20 protein-coding genes and 1 rRNA gene are annotated in these 15522 nt (G+C 43.4%); 15 read left to right on the forward strand and 6 right to left on the reverse strand.

Annotation, left to right across the window (positions count from 1 at the left end):
* The first annotated feature begins 105 nt into the window (after nt 1–105).
* Nucleotides 106–507, forward strand: a complete 402-nt coding sequence (locus NI455_RS08245) for a hypothetical protein (protein ID WP_253113512.1) — start codon at nt 106–108, stop codon at nt 505–507.
* Nucleotides 508–531: 24 nt separating this feature from the next.
* Here NI455_RS08245 and NI455_RS08250 read toward each other — a convergent pair whose 3' ends face one another.
* Entirely contained in the window at nt 532–1542 is a 1011-nt protein-coding gene (locus NI455_RS08250; protein WP_253113516.1) for a metallophosphoesterase, read from the reverse strand.
* Nucleotides 1543–1643: 101 nt separating this feature from the next.
* On the opposite strand from NI455_RS08250, the gene NI455_RS08255 reads away from it, so the two are divergent.
* Complete coding sequence (locus tag NI455_RS08255; protein WP_253113517.1) at nt 1644–3278, forward strand: phospholipase D family protein; 1635 nt, start codon at nt 1644–1646, stop codon at nt 3276–3278.
* A gap of 36 nt (nt 3279–3314) precedes the next feature.
* Here NI455_RS08255 and NI455_RS08260 read toward each other — a convergent pair whose 3' ends face one another.
* Nucleotides 3315–4124 carry a lysophospholipid acyltransferase family protein gene (locus NI455_RS08260; RefSeq protein ID WP_005106120.1) on the reverse strand — a complete coding sequence of 270 codons (810 nt, stop codon included), beginning with the start codon at nt 4122–4124 and terminating at the stop codon, nt 3315–3317.
* A 189-nt stretch (nt 4125–4313) separates the two neighbouring features.
* Here NI455_RS08260 and NI455_RS15495 point away from each other — a divergent pair, with 189 nt between their 5' ends.
* From NI455_RS15495 to NI455_RS08295, 8 genes are all read left to right on the forward strand, one after another.
* A complete protein-coding gene (locus NI455_RS15495; RefSeq protein WP_004645957.1) occupies nt 4314–4445 on the forward strand; it encodes a hypothetical protein in 132 nt (43 codons plus the stop codon).
* Nucleotides 4446–4522: 77 nt separating this feature from the next.
* Nucleotides 4523–5863, forward strand: a complete 1341-nt coding sequence (gene hflX, locus NI455_RS08265; protein ID WP_253113520.1) for a ribosome rescue GTPase HflX — start codon at nt 4523–4525, stop codon at nt 5861–5863.
* A gap of 40 nt (nt 5864–5903) precedes the next feature.
* Nucleotides 5904–6275 carry a hypothetical protein gene (locus tag NI455_RS08270; RefSeq protein WP_004281691.1) on the forward strand — a complete coding sequence of 124 codons (372 nt, stop codon included), beginning with the start codon at nt 5904–5906 and terminating at the stop codon, nt 6273–6275.
* A gap of 9 nt (nt 6276–6284) precedes the next feature.
* The gene (locus NI455_RS08275; RefSeq protein WP_253113522.1) at nt 6285–6959 is read left to right on the forward strand and encodes an LrgB family protein; all 675 of its coding nucleotides are present in this window, start codon (nt 6285–6287) and stop codon (nt 6957–6959) included.
* 86 nt (nt 6960–7045) lie between these two features.
* Entirely contained in the window at nt 7046–7492 is a 447-nt protein-coding gene (locus NI455_RS08280) for a DUF2147 domain-containing protein (RefSeq protein ID WP_005106118.1), read from the forward strand.
* Nucleotides 7493–7696: 204 nt separating this feature from the next.
* Nucleotides 7697–8146, forward strand: a complete 450-nt coding sequence (locus tag NI455_RS08285; protein WP_253113524.1) for a DUF2147 domain-containing protein — start codon at nt 7697–7699, stop codon at nt 8144–8146.
* Nucleotides 8147–8206: 60 nt separating this feature from the next.
* On the forward strand, nt 8207–8656 hold the full coding sequence (locus NI455_RS08290; RefSeq protein ID WP_253113526.1) for a DUF2147 domain-containing protein: 450 nt from the start codon (nt 8207–8209) through the stop codon (nt 8654–8656).
* A 148-nt stretch (nt 8657–8804) separates the two neighbouring features.
* On the forward strand, nt 8805–9251 hold the full coding sequence (locus tag NI455_RS08295) for a DUF2147 domain-containing protein (RefSeq protein ID WP_005266049.1): 447 nt from the start codon (nt 8805–8807) through the stop codon (nt 9249–9251).
* Nucleotides 9252–9303: 52 nt separating this feature from the next.
* Here the strand turns inward: NI455_RS08295 and NI455_RS08300 are convergent, their stop codons facing one another.
* The 3 genes from NI455_RS08300 to pdxA are packed head-to-tail and all read right to left on the reverse strand — an operon-like array spanning nt 9304 to nt 11970.
* Nucleotides 9304–10149, reverse strand: a complete 846-nt coding sequence (locus NI455_RS08300) for a symmetrical bis(5'-nucleosyl)-tetraphosphatase (protein ID WP_253113528.1) — start codon at nt 10147–10149, stop codon at nt 9304–9306.
* Between the two features lie 6 nt (nt 10150–10155).
* Complete coding sequence (rsmA, locus tag NI455_RS08305) at nt 10156–10968, reverse strand: 16S rRNA (adenine(1518)-N(6)/adenine(1519)-N(6))-dimethyltransferase RsmA (protein WP_004645966.1); 813 nt, start codon at nt 10966–10968, stop codon at nt 10156–10158.
* 33 nt (nt 10969–11001) lie between these two features.
* Entirely contained in the window at nt 11002–11970 is a 969-nt protein-coding gene (pdxA, locus tag NI455_RS08310) for a 4-hydroxythreonine-4-phosphate dehydrogenase PdxA (RefSeq protein WP_005248009.1), read from the reverse strand.
* 305 nt (nt 11971–12275) lie between these two features.
* Here pdxA and rplM point away from each other — a divergent pair, with 305 nt between their 5' ends.
* From rplM to NI455_RS08335, 5 genes are all read left to right on the forward strand, one after another.
* A complete protein-coding gene (gene rplM / locus NI455_RS08315) occupies nt 12276–12704 on the forward strand; it encodes a 50S ribosomal protein L13 (protein WP_004281682.1) in 429 nt (142 codons plus the stop codon).
* Nucleotides 12705–12717: 13 nt separating this feature from the next.
* On the forward strand, nt 12718–13104 hold the full coding sequence (gene rpsI / locus NI455_RS08320) for a 30S ribosomal protein S9 (RefSeq protein WP_004281681.1): 387 nt from the start codon (nt 12718–12720) through the stop codon (nt 13102–13104).
* A gap of 331 nt (nt 13105–13435) precedes the next feature.
* Nucleotides 13436–14089 carry a glutathione S-transferase N-terminal domain-containing protein gene (locus NI455_RS08325; protein WP_253113530.1) on the forward strand — a complete coding sequence of 218 codons (654 nt, stop codon included), beginning with the start codon at nt 13436–13438 and terminating at the stop codon, nt 14087–14089.
* Between the two features lie 9 nt (nt 14090–14098).
* Nucleotides 14099–14527 carry a ClpXP protease specificity-enhancing factor gene (locus NI455_RS08330; protein WP_191112653.1) on the forward strand — a complete coding sequence of 143 codons (429 nt, stop codon included), beginning with the start codon at nt 14099–14101 and terminating at the stop codon, nt 14525–14527.
* An 18-nt stretch (nt 14528–14545) separates the two neighbouring features.
* Nucleotides 14546–15193 carry a hypothetical protein gene (locus NI455_RS08335; RefSeq protein WP_253113532.1) on the forward strand — a complete coding sequence of 216 codons (648 nt, stop codon included), beginning with the start codon at nt 14546–14548 and terminating at the stop codon, nt 15191–15193.
* A gap of 246 nt (nt 15194–15439) precedes the next feature.
* On the opposite strand, the gene rrf is transcribed toward NI455_RS08335, so the two are convergent.
* Nucleotides 15440–15522, reverse strand: a 5S ribosomal RNA gene (gene rrf, locus NI455_RS08340); the annotation flags it as partial.

The raw sequence follows: 15522 nt of genomic DNA on the forward strand, positions 1-15522 counted from the left end.
CTCGATGCTGGCTTTTTTATGATTTCACAACAAAATTCGGCTACTTATCTTGTTAAATTTGCTCAACAATCAAATGAACTCAATTTAAAAAAATGAGGCAAGGCCATGCAGGATCTTATTGAATACCTCTCGCAGGAGCAGTTGGTCAATATCATTATTTTGCTGGAAGATGATAAAAAATTAGAAGCTGTTCGCTATATCACCGAGAATACACCCTTGGATGAAGCTCAGGCGCTGCAAGTGATTGATGAAATTGTGCAGGAACATGATGTGGTCATGAAGCATGAGAGTACCGGTCCACGCTTTAGTGATGATGCCGGTGATATCGACCTGGTGACACCGCCACTGGAAATCCCCACCCATCCTAGTTTGAGCACATCCACAGAAGCTGAAATCACTGCGCAACAATTACGTGAAAATGTGCCAACCCGAAAAATTGAAAAGAAAATCTGGATGATGGCGGCCGTCGCAGTGGTCTTGCTGATTCTGGTCTGGATCATCAGTTAACGCGGTACAGAATGCCGGCTGAATTTAAATCAGTTCAATAATATCAATGGTAGGCGGCACCCGGAAACGGAAAGGTACACCGACCAAACCGGTACCGACAGTCACGAACACATCTGCATGTTCATGACGGTACATGCCCTTTTTATGTCCCAAAATTGAAACCTTTTTCATGACGTAATCGGTCAGCCAAGGCAGCTCCACCTGTCCGCCATGGGTATGCCCGGACAGCATTAAAGGACGTGTCGGCAGTTTCGGAATCATATCGACCGTATCCGGGTTATGCGAAAGAATGACCCAAGGCTTGTCCTGAGGCAAGTCTGGCAAACTGCGCATGTCGGCTTTTCCAGCCCAGAGATCACCCACGCCCAAAAGTCGGAATTCATCAAATTCGACAATTTGACCTTCAATATCCATGACCTGATTGACTTGTAGTGCATAGTGCAACAGTTCCCGAATCGGCGGTCCGGGATATTGTTCGTCATGATTGCCATTGACCGAATAGACCGGAGCGTGAATCTCTTTTAAAACCGCCAGTTCCTGTGCCAGTTTATTTTCTGGCTCGTAAGTCCAGTCGCCAGCAACCACCACCAAATCAGGTTGAATATGATTTAATTTGTGTACAATTTGTCGCAACTGCCGCTCATGGCCCGAAAACAGACCGATATGCAAATCTGCAATCAGGGCGATTTTTACTGGCTGCTTTAAACGTTTATCTGCATTGATCTGATATTGTGTCGTTTTCACTTGAATTAAATGCGGCTCGATAAAGCGTGCATAAGTCAAAACCCCACTAAGCAAAAATACAAAAATAGCTTCATGCAGCGAATAATACCCCGTCCATCCAGCATAAATACTGAAGAAAACCAAAGGGATTAATAAATAGGCAAGATAAAAAGCCAGCAAATGACCAAAAGCTTTAAAGGGATGAATGGTTTCGGTACGTGATTGGCTCGACCATGCCTGAGCCACAGCCCAGATGGCTAAAATCGCCATTCCCAAATAAAAATAAAACAGTACGGAATTCGAATCCCACATAAATTGGCCTTATTCAGTCGAGCAGCAGATTACTGGCTTTATATTTATCTTTTCATAGCTGGCAATTATACTCAATTCTAATTTTTCATTCTTCGACTTATATGGCCACTGCTCCCCGCGATCAAGTTCATCTTCAATCCTCAAGTTTTATACGTACTCATCGCTATAAAGCCGGCATTTTACTGAGCTGTAGTCTGGTTCTGGGTCTACCTGCGTGTAGCACCTTACCCAAGCAAACCGAACAGCCAAGCCAGATGGCATTTGAAACGGATACATCGCAAACCAGCCTGGCACAAATTGTTGAACCTTTACGTGATCAGAACATCGGGTTGACCGGTTATCGCGTGCTGTATGATCCGCTTGAAGCACTGGCTGCGCGGATTCAGCTGATTAATAAAGCGGAACGCAGTCTGGATCTGCAATATTACATCTGGGATAACGACCGGATCGGTGCCCTCGCCCTGCATGCGATTATTCAGGCAGCGGATCGTGGCGTAAAAGTGCGCCTGTTGATGGATGACAATAATGCCAAGAAAATGGAAGGGATTTATCTGGCCTTAAACCAGCATCAGAATATCGATGTCAAACTGTATAACCCCTATCGCTTCCGTAAATACCGCGCCATGGACATGGTTCTGGATTTAAAACGCATTAACCGCCGCATGCATAATAAAAGCTTTATTGCCGATAACCAGATTGCCTTGATTGGCGGGCGCAATATGAGCAACCAGTATTATAATGTCAGTGAAAGCTATCAGTTCTCTGATGTCGATGTGATGCTGGTCGGTGCAGCATCGGATGAAATCATTCATTCCTTCGATGAATACTGGAATGATGATTATGCCTATCCGGTACAAGAGGTTGTGGATCCACGGCATCATGGCTTACGTTTTCCAAGCTTAAAACAACAGCTAGAAACCCATAGTCAGGATCCAGCGACTCAAAATTATCTGGATCTGGCCAATCGTTCCAGAGCCTTTGACCAATGGTTGGAACAAAACATTCAGCTGGATTGGGTGGAAGCCGAAGTGGTCAAAGATCCACCGAGCAAAATCAAAGCCAAGGCCAAAACCGAAGAACACCTGAATTTCCAGTTATTACAGCGTCTGGAAAAACCTGAACAAAGTGTCGATATTGTCTCTGCCTATTTTGTTCCGGAAAAAAATGGTGCAGACCGTTTAAAGAAACTGGCGAATGAGAATATCAAAGTTCGCGTCCTGACCAACTCTTTTAAGGCCAATGACGTTGCCGTGGTGCATGCCTTTTATGCTAAATATCGTCAGGATCTATTGGAAAATGGCGTGCAGCTTTATGAGTTTCTGGCAGCGCCAGAAGCCAATCACCTAAATGCCAATACTGAAGAAATTTCGAAAAAAGCCAAAGTCAGCCTGAAAGGACTGAGTCGTTCTAGCCTGCATGCCAAGTTGATGGCATTGGATCAAAAACAGGTGTTTATTGGTTCTTTTAATTTTGATCCGCGTTCGGCTTATCTAAATACTGAAATTGGCGTATTGCTAAACAGTCCGTCTTTGGCACGTGCAGTACATGACACCATGGACAAAAATCTGAGTAAATATGCGTATAAACTTGTGCTGGATGCGAATCAGAACATTAACTGGAAAATCAAGAAAGCCAATGGTGACGTTCAAACATTTACCAAAGAACCAAAAATGAAATGGTATCAGAAAGCTGGCCTTAAGCTGTTGTCTTGGCTGCCAATTGAAGGTTTTATGTAAGCTTGATTCTTTGAATAGAAACCATAAAAAAGCCTCTTATTGAGGCTTTTTTAATACCCGTGACTGAAGTTCAACCAGGCCAGTCTGCATTTTTTCCTGGACCACACGGGTCAGGCTTTCAACCGTATGCCCTTCCGTGGCAATTGCAGGTAAAGCCACTAAATGTGCAATGACTTGCGGCATTTTCAGTACTTTTTTGACATGGGCAGCAAAACTGATGTCATTGACAAACGGTGCAACCATATCCAGTTCGCCCTGCTGATTCACATAACAAATCAGACAGATTTGTACAGGACGCTGCGCTTCAATCGCGGCGCCTAAAATCCGGCCATGTACTTTTTTGATGGCTCGCCCATCAGAAGTTGTCGCTTCAGGAAAGAACAGCACCGGAATATTCTGTTTGAGAAAACCGGTAATTTGTTCACGGATCCTGACGGAATCTCCTGAACCTCTTTTAATAAATAAGGTACCTCCGCCCTTGGCCAATTTGCCTAGAATCGGCCAGTTCTCAATTTCTGCTTTTGCCAGAAAAAATACGCGCGCTCCGGAACCCAGAACTGCAATATCGAGCCAGGACACATGGTTACTGACCCATAAGGCGGGTTCACGCGGAATCTCGCCATGCACCTGCACTTCGATATTGAATACTTTGCATAACTGGCGGCAAAAATGTTGCACATAGCGGGTATTGGTCGGGTTGTTCGGATTTTTATATAAGCCATGACGAAAAACCAAGTAAAACCCTTCACTAATGGTAGCCAATGAAGCTGTGATTTTCCGGCTATACAGGAAAAACTTGGCCAAGCCTTCGATATCTGGAGTCTGGTTTTGTACAGTTGAGTTCATAAAAACGTCATTAAATCCTAAGCGAGATACAGGGAATATCCACGAATTAAACTCATTCTATACTGTTCATCCGCAACTTGCATTGATAATAAAAATCGGCCAATAACATCTATATCTTCAATTTTAATTGGATTAAAAAATCATTCAAAATAAAACTATCGAAATATTAGATTGAAAAGGATCGTAGCCATGCCAGATCAAACCCAGCCCGCGAACGACACACCTCAGCCTTTACAAGTGCTCAAATATATTTTGGGCGGCACTTTCATCTATGCCGTGGTACTGGTAACACTTGCACAACTGTTTATCAGCGCACTTTAAACCAAAGCCGCGCTAATTCAGTATCTGCTCAGCCCTTTTTCAACTACACTAAAGTTTTCAAGTGGAGATTGGCCTGAGTGGAATATTTACAACAACATCGAGGGAAAGAGCGCGTCATTCTGGTGAGTGTCAGCGTACAAATGCTGGATGACCTTGATGCTGAAGAGTTTCGTTTGCTGGCCCAGTCTGCAGATACTGAAATTCTCGAACATATTTATGCTCAGCGGGTGAAACCCGATGCCAAATTTTTTATCGGCTCCGGCAAGGCAGAAGAAATTGCTGAACGTGTTGAAGAACTGGAGGCCAATTTGGTCATTTTTGACCATGCCCTGACCCCGGCCCAAGCCCGAAATCTGGAACAGGTGATCAAATGCCGCGTGGTCGATCGTACTGAACTGATTCTGGATATTTTTGCCCAGCGTGCCCGTACCTATGAAGGTAAGCTGCAAGTCGAACTGGCACAGTTACAACATTTATCTTCACGTTTAATTCGTAGTCGTGGCAATCTCGACAGCCAGAAAGGCGGGATTGGTTTACGTGGCCCGGGTGAAACCCTGCTGGAAACAGACCGCCGTTTGCTGCGTATCCGTATGGGACAGCTCAAGGCACGCATTGATAAAGTCCGCCAGACCCGGATGCAAGGCCGTGTTGCTCGTCAAAAAGCGGCTGTGCCGACGGTATCTTTGGTGGGTTATACCAATGCTGGTAAGTCTACCCTGTTTAATTTACTCGCCAACAGCGATGTCTATGCAGCCGATCAGCTGTTTGCAACCTTGGACCCTACTTTACGGCGTCTGGAATGGGATGGGATCGGCAATCTGGTGCTGGCCGATACGGTCGGTTTTGTCCGTAATCTTTCACATTCTCTGGTGGAATCCTTTAAAGCAACTTTGGAGGAAACCGTAGAAGCCACGCTGTTACTGCATGTCATTGATTCAAGCAGCCCAGAAATGCTGGAGCAGATTGAAGCTGTAGAAAAAGTGCTGAAAGAAATTGGAGCCGATGTTCCGATCCTGCAGGTTTACAATAAAATTGACTGTAGCGGTGAAGAAGCCAAAATTATTTATCGACGTCCAGGTGAACCGGAACGGGTCTATGTTTCGGCACATAGTGGCGAAGGTATCGACCTGCTGCGTAAAGCGGTACATGAGTCCTTGATGGGGCAACTACAGTCCTTCGATTTAATCCTGAAACCCGCTTATGGCAAGCTGCGTAACCAGCTCTATAGTTTGAATGTGATCCAGTCTGAACATTATGATGATGAAGGTCAGCTACATCTGCATATTCGAATTGCCCCACAAAAACTGGAACAGTTGATTAAACAGGCGCATTTACCTGTAGATGAAATTCTAGGCAAACAGGCGCAGCAATTTCAGCGTCCACTGGAAGCGTTTGAAATCCAGTCAAAGATCGAGTAAAACTTGATAAGTAAACTTATTAATATTAATGATCATAGCAATGAACTGGATAAAACGAATAGATTGGCCAGCATGGATTGGCACCCTGTTACTGATTATTGTCTTTCGGGAAGCTTCGGTCTGGTTAATGACCCAACTGAATCATCCTGAATTAGGCAATCTGGTCGGGTTATTGAGCCTTTTAATTGCGCTGTTTACCTGGCGCTACTTCGGCAAACTCCCCGCCCGCCTCGTAGATACCAATAACAAACTGATGAAGGAAAGTGCCTTTGCTTTCCTGCCTGTCAGTGCAGGTGCACTGATGATGCTGGTACATATGGGCCAGAAAATTCCGGCCTTTCTGTTCATCATGTTTTTCAGCACCCTGATTCCTTTATGGATTTACGCCAAAATGGCCAAGCGCTGGTTATAGGAGTTCCGCATGTTATCTATTTTGTATGGCTTTGCGGTTACGCTCAGCGCCTATCTGATTGCCAAACCCTGTAACCGGTTCATACCGCAAATTCCCGTCATCGTGTTCAGCATGTTCTTTGTACTGGTGATTTTATTTGTGCTGGGCATTCCCTATGAAAATTACATGGATGAAGTTAATCCGCTTTTCAACCATTTACTCGGCTATGTGACCGTCGCCCTGGCTATCCCTCTGGCCGCGATGCGCTACGATGACTTGCCGCTCAAAGCCATTATCGGCATTTTGGTTTTTGCCAGTATCAGTGCTGTCGCCTTACCGATGGGACTGGCTTATCTGCTGCATATGTCCTCTGCAGACATTATGGCGTTTGCTACCCGTGCCGTGACTACTCCAATTGCGATTAATATTGCCACCCTGCTGGATGCACCCATCAGCATGGTGATTCTGATTGTGATTCTTTCTGGCGTGATTGGTGCAGCCTTTTCGCCATTTATTCTCAAACATATTAATGATGAGCGCGCTTCTGGACTGGCTTTAGGACTAGCCGCACATGCCATTGGTACAGCTCAGGCCTGGCAGCGTGGCAGTATTGCAGGACGTTATGCCGCATTTGGTATGGCCGTCAATGCAGTCTTTACCGCGGTCTGGTTGCCTACGTTTATACTTTATTTGCAAAAAATGTGACTAGTGAATCAAATTAATCATTTGTTTTATAGGGTAATCGTTCTTACTATAGAGTAAGAACACTAATCTCACCTAGGAACAGATATATGAAAAAGGTTCAATTCTTTTCAACTTTACTTTTAGCCTCTTTCAGCCATCTGGCTTTGGCCTCTGACCTTTCAGGGACATGGAGAAATATTGACGACAAAACTGGTTCACCTAAAGCATTCCTCGAAATTCGTGAGACGGCTTCCGGCGTCTATGCTGCCAAGATCACAAAAATCACCCCGCGTCCTGGATATACCCCGAAAGAAAACTGTGTGTCCTGTCCTGCACCTTATACCAATAAACCTATTCTCGGCCTGGATGTGCTCACTGGCTTAAAGCACGTCGGCAATAACAGTTTTGCTCAAGGCAAGCTGCTTGATCCATTATCAGGGAATCTTTATAACACCAAAGCAAAATTAAGTGCTAATGGGAAACGTCTGATCCTACGCGGCTATATCGGCGTTTCAGCACTAGGCCGTAGTCAAACCTGGATTAAGCAGGATTAATTCCTGCTTTATTAAATAAAATGTGACGGGGTTATGCTTTAGTAGATAGAAGCTTGCATTTTAATGCATTAAGTTGTATGAATATTAAACATATGCTTTTTTCATGCAATATAGATTATGAAAGTGCATTAACGTAGTTTGCGTCAACATTCACCACATGGAATTAGGTGAATGTTCATAAAAAAATAAGGATAAGGATATCGCATGTATAAAATCGCAATTTTAACTGTTTTTTCAGCTTCTTTATTCACAGGCTCTATGGCCTTTGCTCAGGAGTTATCTGGTCTCTGGCAACAGATTGATGATAAAACCGGCTCACCTAAAGCATTGATTGACATGAAAATGCAGGCTGATGGCTCGTATACCGGAACGATTAATAAAGTCACACCTCGCCCAGGTTATACGCCACGGGAAAAATGTGTCAAATGTCCACCTCCTTATACAGATAAACCGATTTTGGGATTAGACGTCATTAAAGGACTGAAACCCACCACTACAAATAACTATGCACATGGCCGGGTACTCGATCCATTAACCGGTAAAATTTATGATTTAAAAGGGCGGATTTCTGCCAATGGGAAACGACTGACTTTACGTGGATATATCGGAATATCTGCGATTGGTCGCACACAAACCTGGATTCGCCAGGATTAATAAAAACAGCACTTTTGTGTTGAGGATATTTTATTCATCTATAAAAAAGGAATAAATATAATGAAACAAACTAAATTAGGATTACTGTTCATCGCTGCACTGATGACTGAGACTGCTTATGCGCAGGATCTGACTGGCATCTGGCAGCAAATTGATGATAAAACCGGCTCACCAAAAGCGATTATTGAAATTCGTCAAAATGATAATGGGACTTTTGCTGGAAAAATTATTAAAGTAACTCCACGTCCAGGCTATACCCCACAGAAAACCTGTAGTAAATGTCCTGCACCTTATACCAACCAGCCGATCTTGGGCATGGATGTATTGACTGGCTTAAAACATGTGGAAGGCACCAATAATTATGAGAAAGGTAAAGTGATTGATCCATTGGCAGGTAAAATTTATGATGCTCGAGTGCGTCTAAATGCCAATGGTAAACGTTTAACCTTGCGTGGTTATGTCGGTGTGTCCGCTTTAGGCCGTAGCCAGACCTGGATTCGCCAAGATTAGTACCTAATTCTCATTATTCAAAAAAGCTGCCAAATTGGCAGCTTTTTTTTAGTGTATCAACTCTATAGTATTCAGATAAGTGTTGACTATTTTAGTAAGATTTCTAACATGAGCGGGCGATGATAAAAATTCTTTGGAATGACTCTCTATGTTTAAAAAAATATTACTTGCCGCGCTTACAGCAGGATGCATGACCAGTCTTTGGGCAGACGATATTACTGGAACTTGGCAACAAATTGATGATAAAACGGGGGCGGCTAAAGCGATTATCGTCATTAGCAAAGAAGCAAATAATACCTATTCAGGCAAAATTGTAAAAATCACGCCTCGCCCAGACTATAATCCACGTGAAAAATGCAATAACTGCCCTGCACCTTATACCAATCAGCCTATTTTAGGCATGACCATTTTAAAAGGCCTAAAACTGGTTGAAGGCACCAAGAACTATGATAAAGGTCGTATTATCGATCCATTGGCAGGTAAAATTTATGATGCAAAAATGCGTTTAAACAATACCGGTAAACGTTTAACCTTACGTGCCAGCATAGGCGTTTCAGTTCTAGGCCGTAACCAGACCTGGATTCGAGCAGACTAAATTTTAAAACTAAAAAAGCCACGTAATCACGTGGCTTTTTTAATAGCTTTACTTACATCACCGGATTATCCACTGCAAACATCTGCTGATCTTCTAGGCGGAATGCCATGAGTTGATTACCCCAGACACAACCGCCATCTACATTCTGAATCTTGTTCGAAATGGTTTTACCGTTCAAGGCGGCCCAGTGACCAAACAGGATCTGATGAGTTTGTGCGGCCTGTGATTCAAACTCAAACCAAGGTTTAAATCCTTCCGGCATCGGATCATCCAGCGCATCTTTAAAGCTGTATTCCAGACGTCCCTCAGCGTCAGTTAAACGCATTCGGGTGAGGTAGTTCACGATACAGCGAATACGTTCATGGCCTTGTAGCTGATCCGACCAAAGTGCGGGTTCTTTCCCGAACATTTCTTTCAGAAAATCATCCAGCACCTCGAAGTCATCATGAGCAATGACCGCTTCGACTTCTTGTGCCAATTGAGCAGTTTTTTCTGCACTCCAGATATTCGGAATCCCAGCATGCGTCAGGATAGTCTGCTCATTTGGAAATAGACACATTGGCTGTTTGCGCAGCCAGTCAATCAAGTCATCACTGTCGATCGCATCAATCACATCACGAACATTGTCTTTTTCTTTCACCGGTTTGATGCCGCGGGCATAAGCCAGCAAAGTCAAATCATGATTTCCCAAGACCGTCGCAGCCGCACCTTGCTCAGCCAGCTTTTTGATAAACCGCAATGCTGCAATTGAGTTTTCACCACGTGCAACCAAATCTCCAGCAAACCAGATAAAATCTTGTTCTGCATCAAACTGGATTTCCTTGAGTAAAGCTTTCAAGGCTTCAAAACAGCCTTGAACATCCCCAATCACATAATTATATCGAGCAGTGCGGTTCATCGTAATTTAAGCCACCATTTGATCTGAAAGTGCAACAAACTGTTCAAGGGTCAGGGTTTCTGGACGTGCCATCGGATCAACACCCGCTTTTTCAAAACCCTCTTCAACCAGCATACCCTTCAAGCTGTTACGCAGAGTTTTACGACGCTGGGTAAATACATGCGATACCAGACGTGCTAGCGCTTTTTCATTCTTCGCCACAATCGGTTTAACTTTATAAGGCTCTAAGCGGAATACCGCTGAGGTCACTTTTGGTGGCGGATTAAAAGAGCCTGGTGGCACTTCAAACAAGAAAGTCGGTTTACAGAAATATTGAATCATCACCGACAGACGGCCATATTCTTTGGTATTCGGTGATGCGGTAATGCGATCCACGACTTCTTTTTGCAGCATGAAATGCATGTCTTGCACTTTGTCACCAAATTCCAAAAGATGGAATAACAATGGCGTAGAAATATTATAAGGCAAGTTACCGACGACACGTAGTGGACGATCTTCCTGAAACAATTGAGAATAATCATATCTCAAGGCATCGGCTTCAATAATGGTTAAACGTTCCGGATGCGGCACACGACCCGGCAGACCAGCAGCCAGATCACGATCCAGCTCAAGTACGGTTAAGGCATCACATTCGCCAATTAAAGGTGAAGTCAAAGCGGCCAGACCCGGGCCAATTTCCAGAATGTTCTGACCTGGACGCGGATTGACTGAGCGTACAATTTTGGCAATGACACGCTGGTCATGTAAAAAGTTTTGACCAAATCTTTTTCGAGCCTGATGCCCTTCATCTTTTGGGTTTAAGGCATTAATTTGATACATAAAAACATTTCCAACGTGAGTGATGAACAATAATCAGTGGCGCGCCAGATCGAGGGCTAAATCGACAGCAACGTGCAGGCTGGAACTTTTCGCAAGTCCCGTCCCCGCAAGGGAGAGTGCTGTGCCATGATCAACAGAAGTTCGAATAAACGGTAAGCCGAGGGTAATATTAATGGCTTCACCAAAGCCCTGTGATTTTAACACAGGTAAGCCCTGATCGTGATACATCGCCAGAACAGCATCAGCATCTTTTAGGTTTTCTGGAGTAAATAAAGTATCAGCAGGTAGGCTTAAACTCATGTTGATACCTTGGGCACGATAGCTTTCGAGTACCGGATTGATCACTTCAATTTCTTCCATCCCCAAATAACCGCCCTCCCCGGCATGCGGATTTAAACCGCAAACCAGTATATTCGGCTGTTCAATCTTGAATTTGGATTTCAGGTCGTGAATCAGAATATCAATCACCTGATGCAAGCGTTCAGGCGTAATCGCATCTGCCACGGCACGAAGCGGAAGATGGGTAGTGGCCAAGGCCACGCGTAAAGTTTTGGTGGCCAGCATCATGACTACACGTGGAACACCAGCAAATTCCTGGTAATACTCGGTATGACCACTAAAAGAAATGCCCGCTTCATTTATCACGGACTTTTGTACAGGCGCAGTCGCGACGCCGACACTTTTTCCTGACATGGCATAGTCTGCGGATCGACGCAGTTGCTCCAGTACATAAGCCGCATTGTTCGGATTCAGCTCACCCAATACGACGTCTTGCTGCACGGGAACATGCTCTACAAATAGCTGACCGATGCCTGAAGATGACTCCTGTCCTTGATATTCAATCAGCTCAACCGATAATTTGAGTATCTGAGCACGTTGCTCGAGCATATGAATATCCGCCAATACCACAATTGGGCGCTCATCAACACGATCTGCAAGACTCAGGCAAATATCAGGACCAATTCCGGCAGGTTCCCCACTGGTGACATATAAAGGCAGCATCATCTTCTCAATTTGGCAAAGCTGAGAAATATTATAACCCGATCACGCCTACGCTGTAGTAATCATTGCAAAGAGTACTTATAAATCAATATTTTGATACCATTGAAACTATGGTTACAAATATAGTTGCAGTTTTTGTAGCATATAAAGGCTTAGGTCTTTCTTTCACCAGGGAGATTAGATAAAATACAGCGCTTGAAATTTTAATTTTCATTTGTGATTCTTCACGTATTCGTTTAGAATCGCGTCTCCTTTAGTTTGGACAGATTCCATAGTCCAAACCAACTATAATAGGTAGTGGTTTAATGAAAACTCTCAGCGCTAAGCCAGCTGAAGTTCAACACGACTGGTACGTTGTTGATGCTTCTGGCAAAACTTTAGGTCGCCTTGCGACTGAAATCGCTCGTCGTTTACGCGGTAAGCATAAAACTTCTTATACTCCTCACGTTGACACTGGCGACTACATCGTTGTTATCAATGCTGAAGAAATCACTGTGACTGGTAAAAAGTCACAAGATAAGAAATACTATCGCCACACTGGTTTCCCTGGTGGTATCCGTGAGACTAACTTTGAAAAGTTAATCGCTCACAAACCAGAAGCAGTTCTAGAAAAAGCTGTTAAAGGTATGTTACCTAAAGGTCCTCTTGGTTATGCAATGATCAAGAAAATGAAAGTGTATGCAGGTACTGAGCATCCACACGCTGCTCAACAGCCACAAGTTTTGGACATCTAAGGGATAACAGCACATGGCTACTAATTATGGTACAGGTCGCCGTAAGACCGCAACTGCACGTGTTTTCCTATCAGCTGGTACTGGTAAACTCGTAATTAACAACCGTACTCTTGAACAGTATTTCGGTCGTGAAACTGCTCGTATGGTTGTTAACCAACCACTTGAGCTTCTTGAAGCTACTGACAAATATGACCTTTACATCACTGTTGCTGGTGGTGGTATTGGTGGTCAAGCAGGCGCTATCCGTCACGGTATTACTCGTGCATTGATCGCTTCTGACGAAACTTTAAAACCTGCTCTTCGTCAAGCTGGTTTCGTTACTCGTGATGCTCGTGAAGTTGAACGCAAGAAACTTGGTTTACGTAAAGCTCGTAAACGTCCTCAGTTCTCTAAACGTTAATTCGTTTACCGAATCGGACAAAAAACCCTGGATTTTCCAGGGTTTTTTTATAGCGGTTAGTGGGTCATTTAGAACTTTTTTCTTGTTATTGTTCATGTACATCCTTACCCCATACCCCTTCGTGACACCAGAATGACTTCATCAAATAATAATTTGCGATCCCAATACAGATAAACAGCAAAATGACAGGAAGCTTGATCAGCATCTTATTTTCCTCCAGTTGTTTTTCTTATAATCTACCTCGGCTCAAGCCGATTGATCTTTGATGCTTGGTGCTTTTTAGGTTGAATTTTAGTATTCTAGTCTATTCATTAGAAGCTCATCAGGATTTATGTCAGTCGAAAGCGCGCCTCTTCAAGGAATCACTCTCTATAGTCATGCCGATGACTTTCGTTCCCATTGGATTCGCTATGTGCTTACCGAAAAACAGATTAAATATAACCTGATTTTGGTGGATGCCGATGATGAGGATCTGGCCAGTCTCAATCCTTATAATCAATTGCCGATGCTGATCGAAAATGAACTCAAATTATTTAATACTTCAATTATCTCAGAATATGTAGATGATCGTTATCGCCAGAATAAACTGTATGCCGATGCCCCAATACCACGCGCAGAGCAACGACAATACATCTGGCGCTTTGAAAATGACTGGTTAAAGCTGGCTGATCTCATGTTATGCCATCCTGATACGCTGGATAAGAAAGCCAGAACTCAGGCACAAAAGCAGTTACAGGATATTCTGATTTCACTGATGCCACTATTCCAGCATTTTCCCTATTTTATGTCTGAACAATTTAGTATCCTGGATTGTATGCTGGCACCAATTTTTATCCGTCTGAAACAGATGGGCGTAGAATTACCACAGCAGCAATGCCGTCCGTTTTATTTATATTGCCAACGAATTTTCAGTCGTCCTGCCTTTGTAAAATCCATGACATTACAGGAAAAGAACCGTTATTCAGCGCAACTCAAGCACCCGTAGAGAAACCTCATGTCCGAACAAGAATTCAACCTTAGCCCTACCCGTCCCTATATGGCACGTGCAATCTATGAGTGGGTTTGCGATAACAATATGACGCCTTACCTGCTGGTGGATGCCACACGCCCAAATACCATGGTTCCTGAGCAGTTTATTAAAGACGGACAGATTGTCCTGAATATTGTGCCACATGCCGTACATGCGCTGCATATGAGCAATGATGCCATTAGCTTCTCGGCTCGCTTTGGTGGCGTTTCTCGTGATATTTATGTTCCTATGGCAGCAGTACTCGGTATTTATGCACGTGAAAATGGTCAAGGTTTATTCTTTGATCCAAGTGAATATGAGCATACACAAAATGATGAAGATGCTTTAAAATCAAGCACTGAAGAACAAACTGAACAACCAAAGAAAAAACCGACTTTAAGACTATTAGATTAAAAATAATGGAGCAAGTGAATGGCTTTTGATTTAGTACAATATTTTGTTGAACAGATAGAGACTCAAAAGCCTGAGCTTCTAAAAGACTATACAAAAGAAGAAAGACGAAAATATATATCAGAAATCAATGCCTTAACTTTAGGTAAACTTATTACTGAATGGCGTCATAACCCACAAAAAATTTATAATGAAATCAACCATCCTGATGAATTATATATCCTGGAAATCGTGCGTCATCTCGCTACCAGTCCGGAAAATCAATCCACTCTGGATCGAGCCCAACTTGAGCACAGCACTTCAGAAATTTTTCATTTACAGCTTATTGAATTAAAACAACTGCATGATACCGGCAACCATAATATCCATAGCATTCAGGAATTACTGACCGGGCAAATTGAACATTTATCTGGTCAAGCAGATGATTGGGTTTGGACAACAAACAAGCTAACAGAACTCAAAGGCTCTAAACCAATTGTGCAAGAAGAGCTATCATTGGAAGCATCAATGAAGGAGTTTAATCAAATGGTAAGCCAGAATCAGCAGCATCAAGATATCGAAGAAGTGATTGTTGTCGACACCCCAAAATGGGCAAAGATTGTTGAACCAATCGTAGCGATTGCCATTCTTTGGGTATTAATTGCAGCCGTAATGCGTGTGTTTGGATAAAATAGCCAGCAGTAAAAAACCAGCGATTCGCTGGTTTTTTATGTGCCAAAATTTACAAAATCAGCTTATAAACTCTTTTAGAGCCAGCCTTACAGAGATCCTAATACGTCAAACAAATTAACAGGAGTCCTCTGTCTCAGAAGAATCTGATCAACTTTGAGGTATAGATATGTTAAATATCTTATCTAAAAACCCGCACATAAAAAAATCCCCCTCTGCCTTGGCGGAGGGGGATTTCGAATAATGAGCTGGCGATGACTTACTCTCACATGGGTAACCCCACACTACCATCAGCGCTAAGAGGTTTCACTTCTGAGTTCGGGAAGGGA

It is taken from the genome of Acinetobacter lwoffii, assembly GCF_024129435.1.
In the GTDB taxonomy this organism is placed as follows: domain Bacteria; phylum Pseudomonadota; class Gammaproteobacteria; order Pseudomonadales; family Moraxellaceae; genus Acinetobacter; species Acinetobacter lwoffii_F.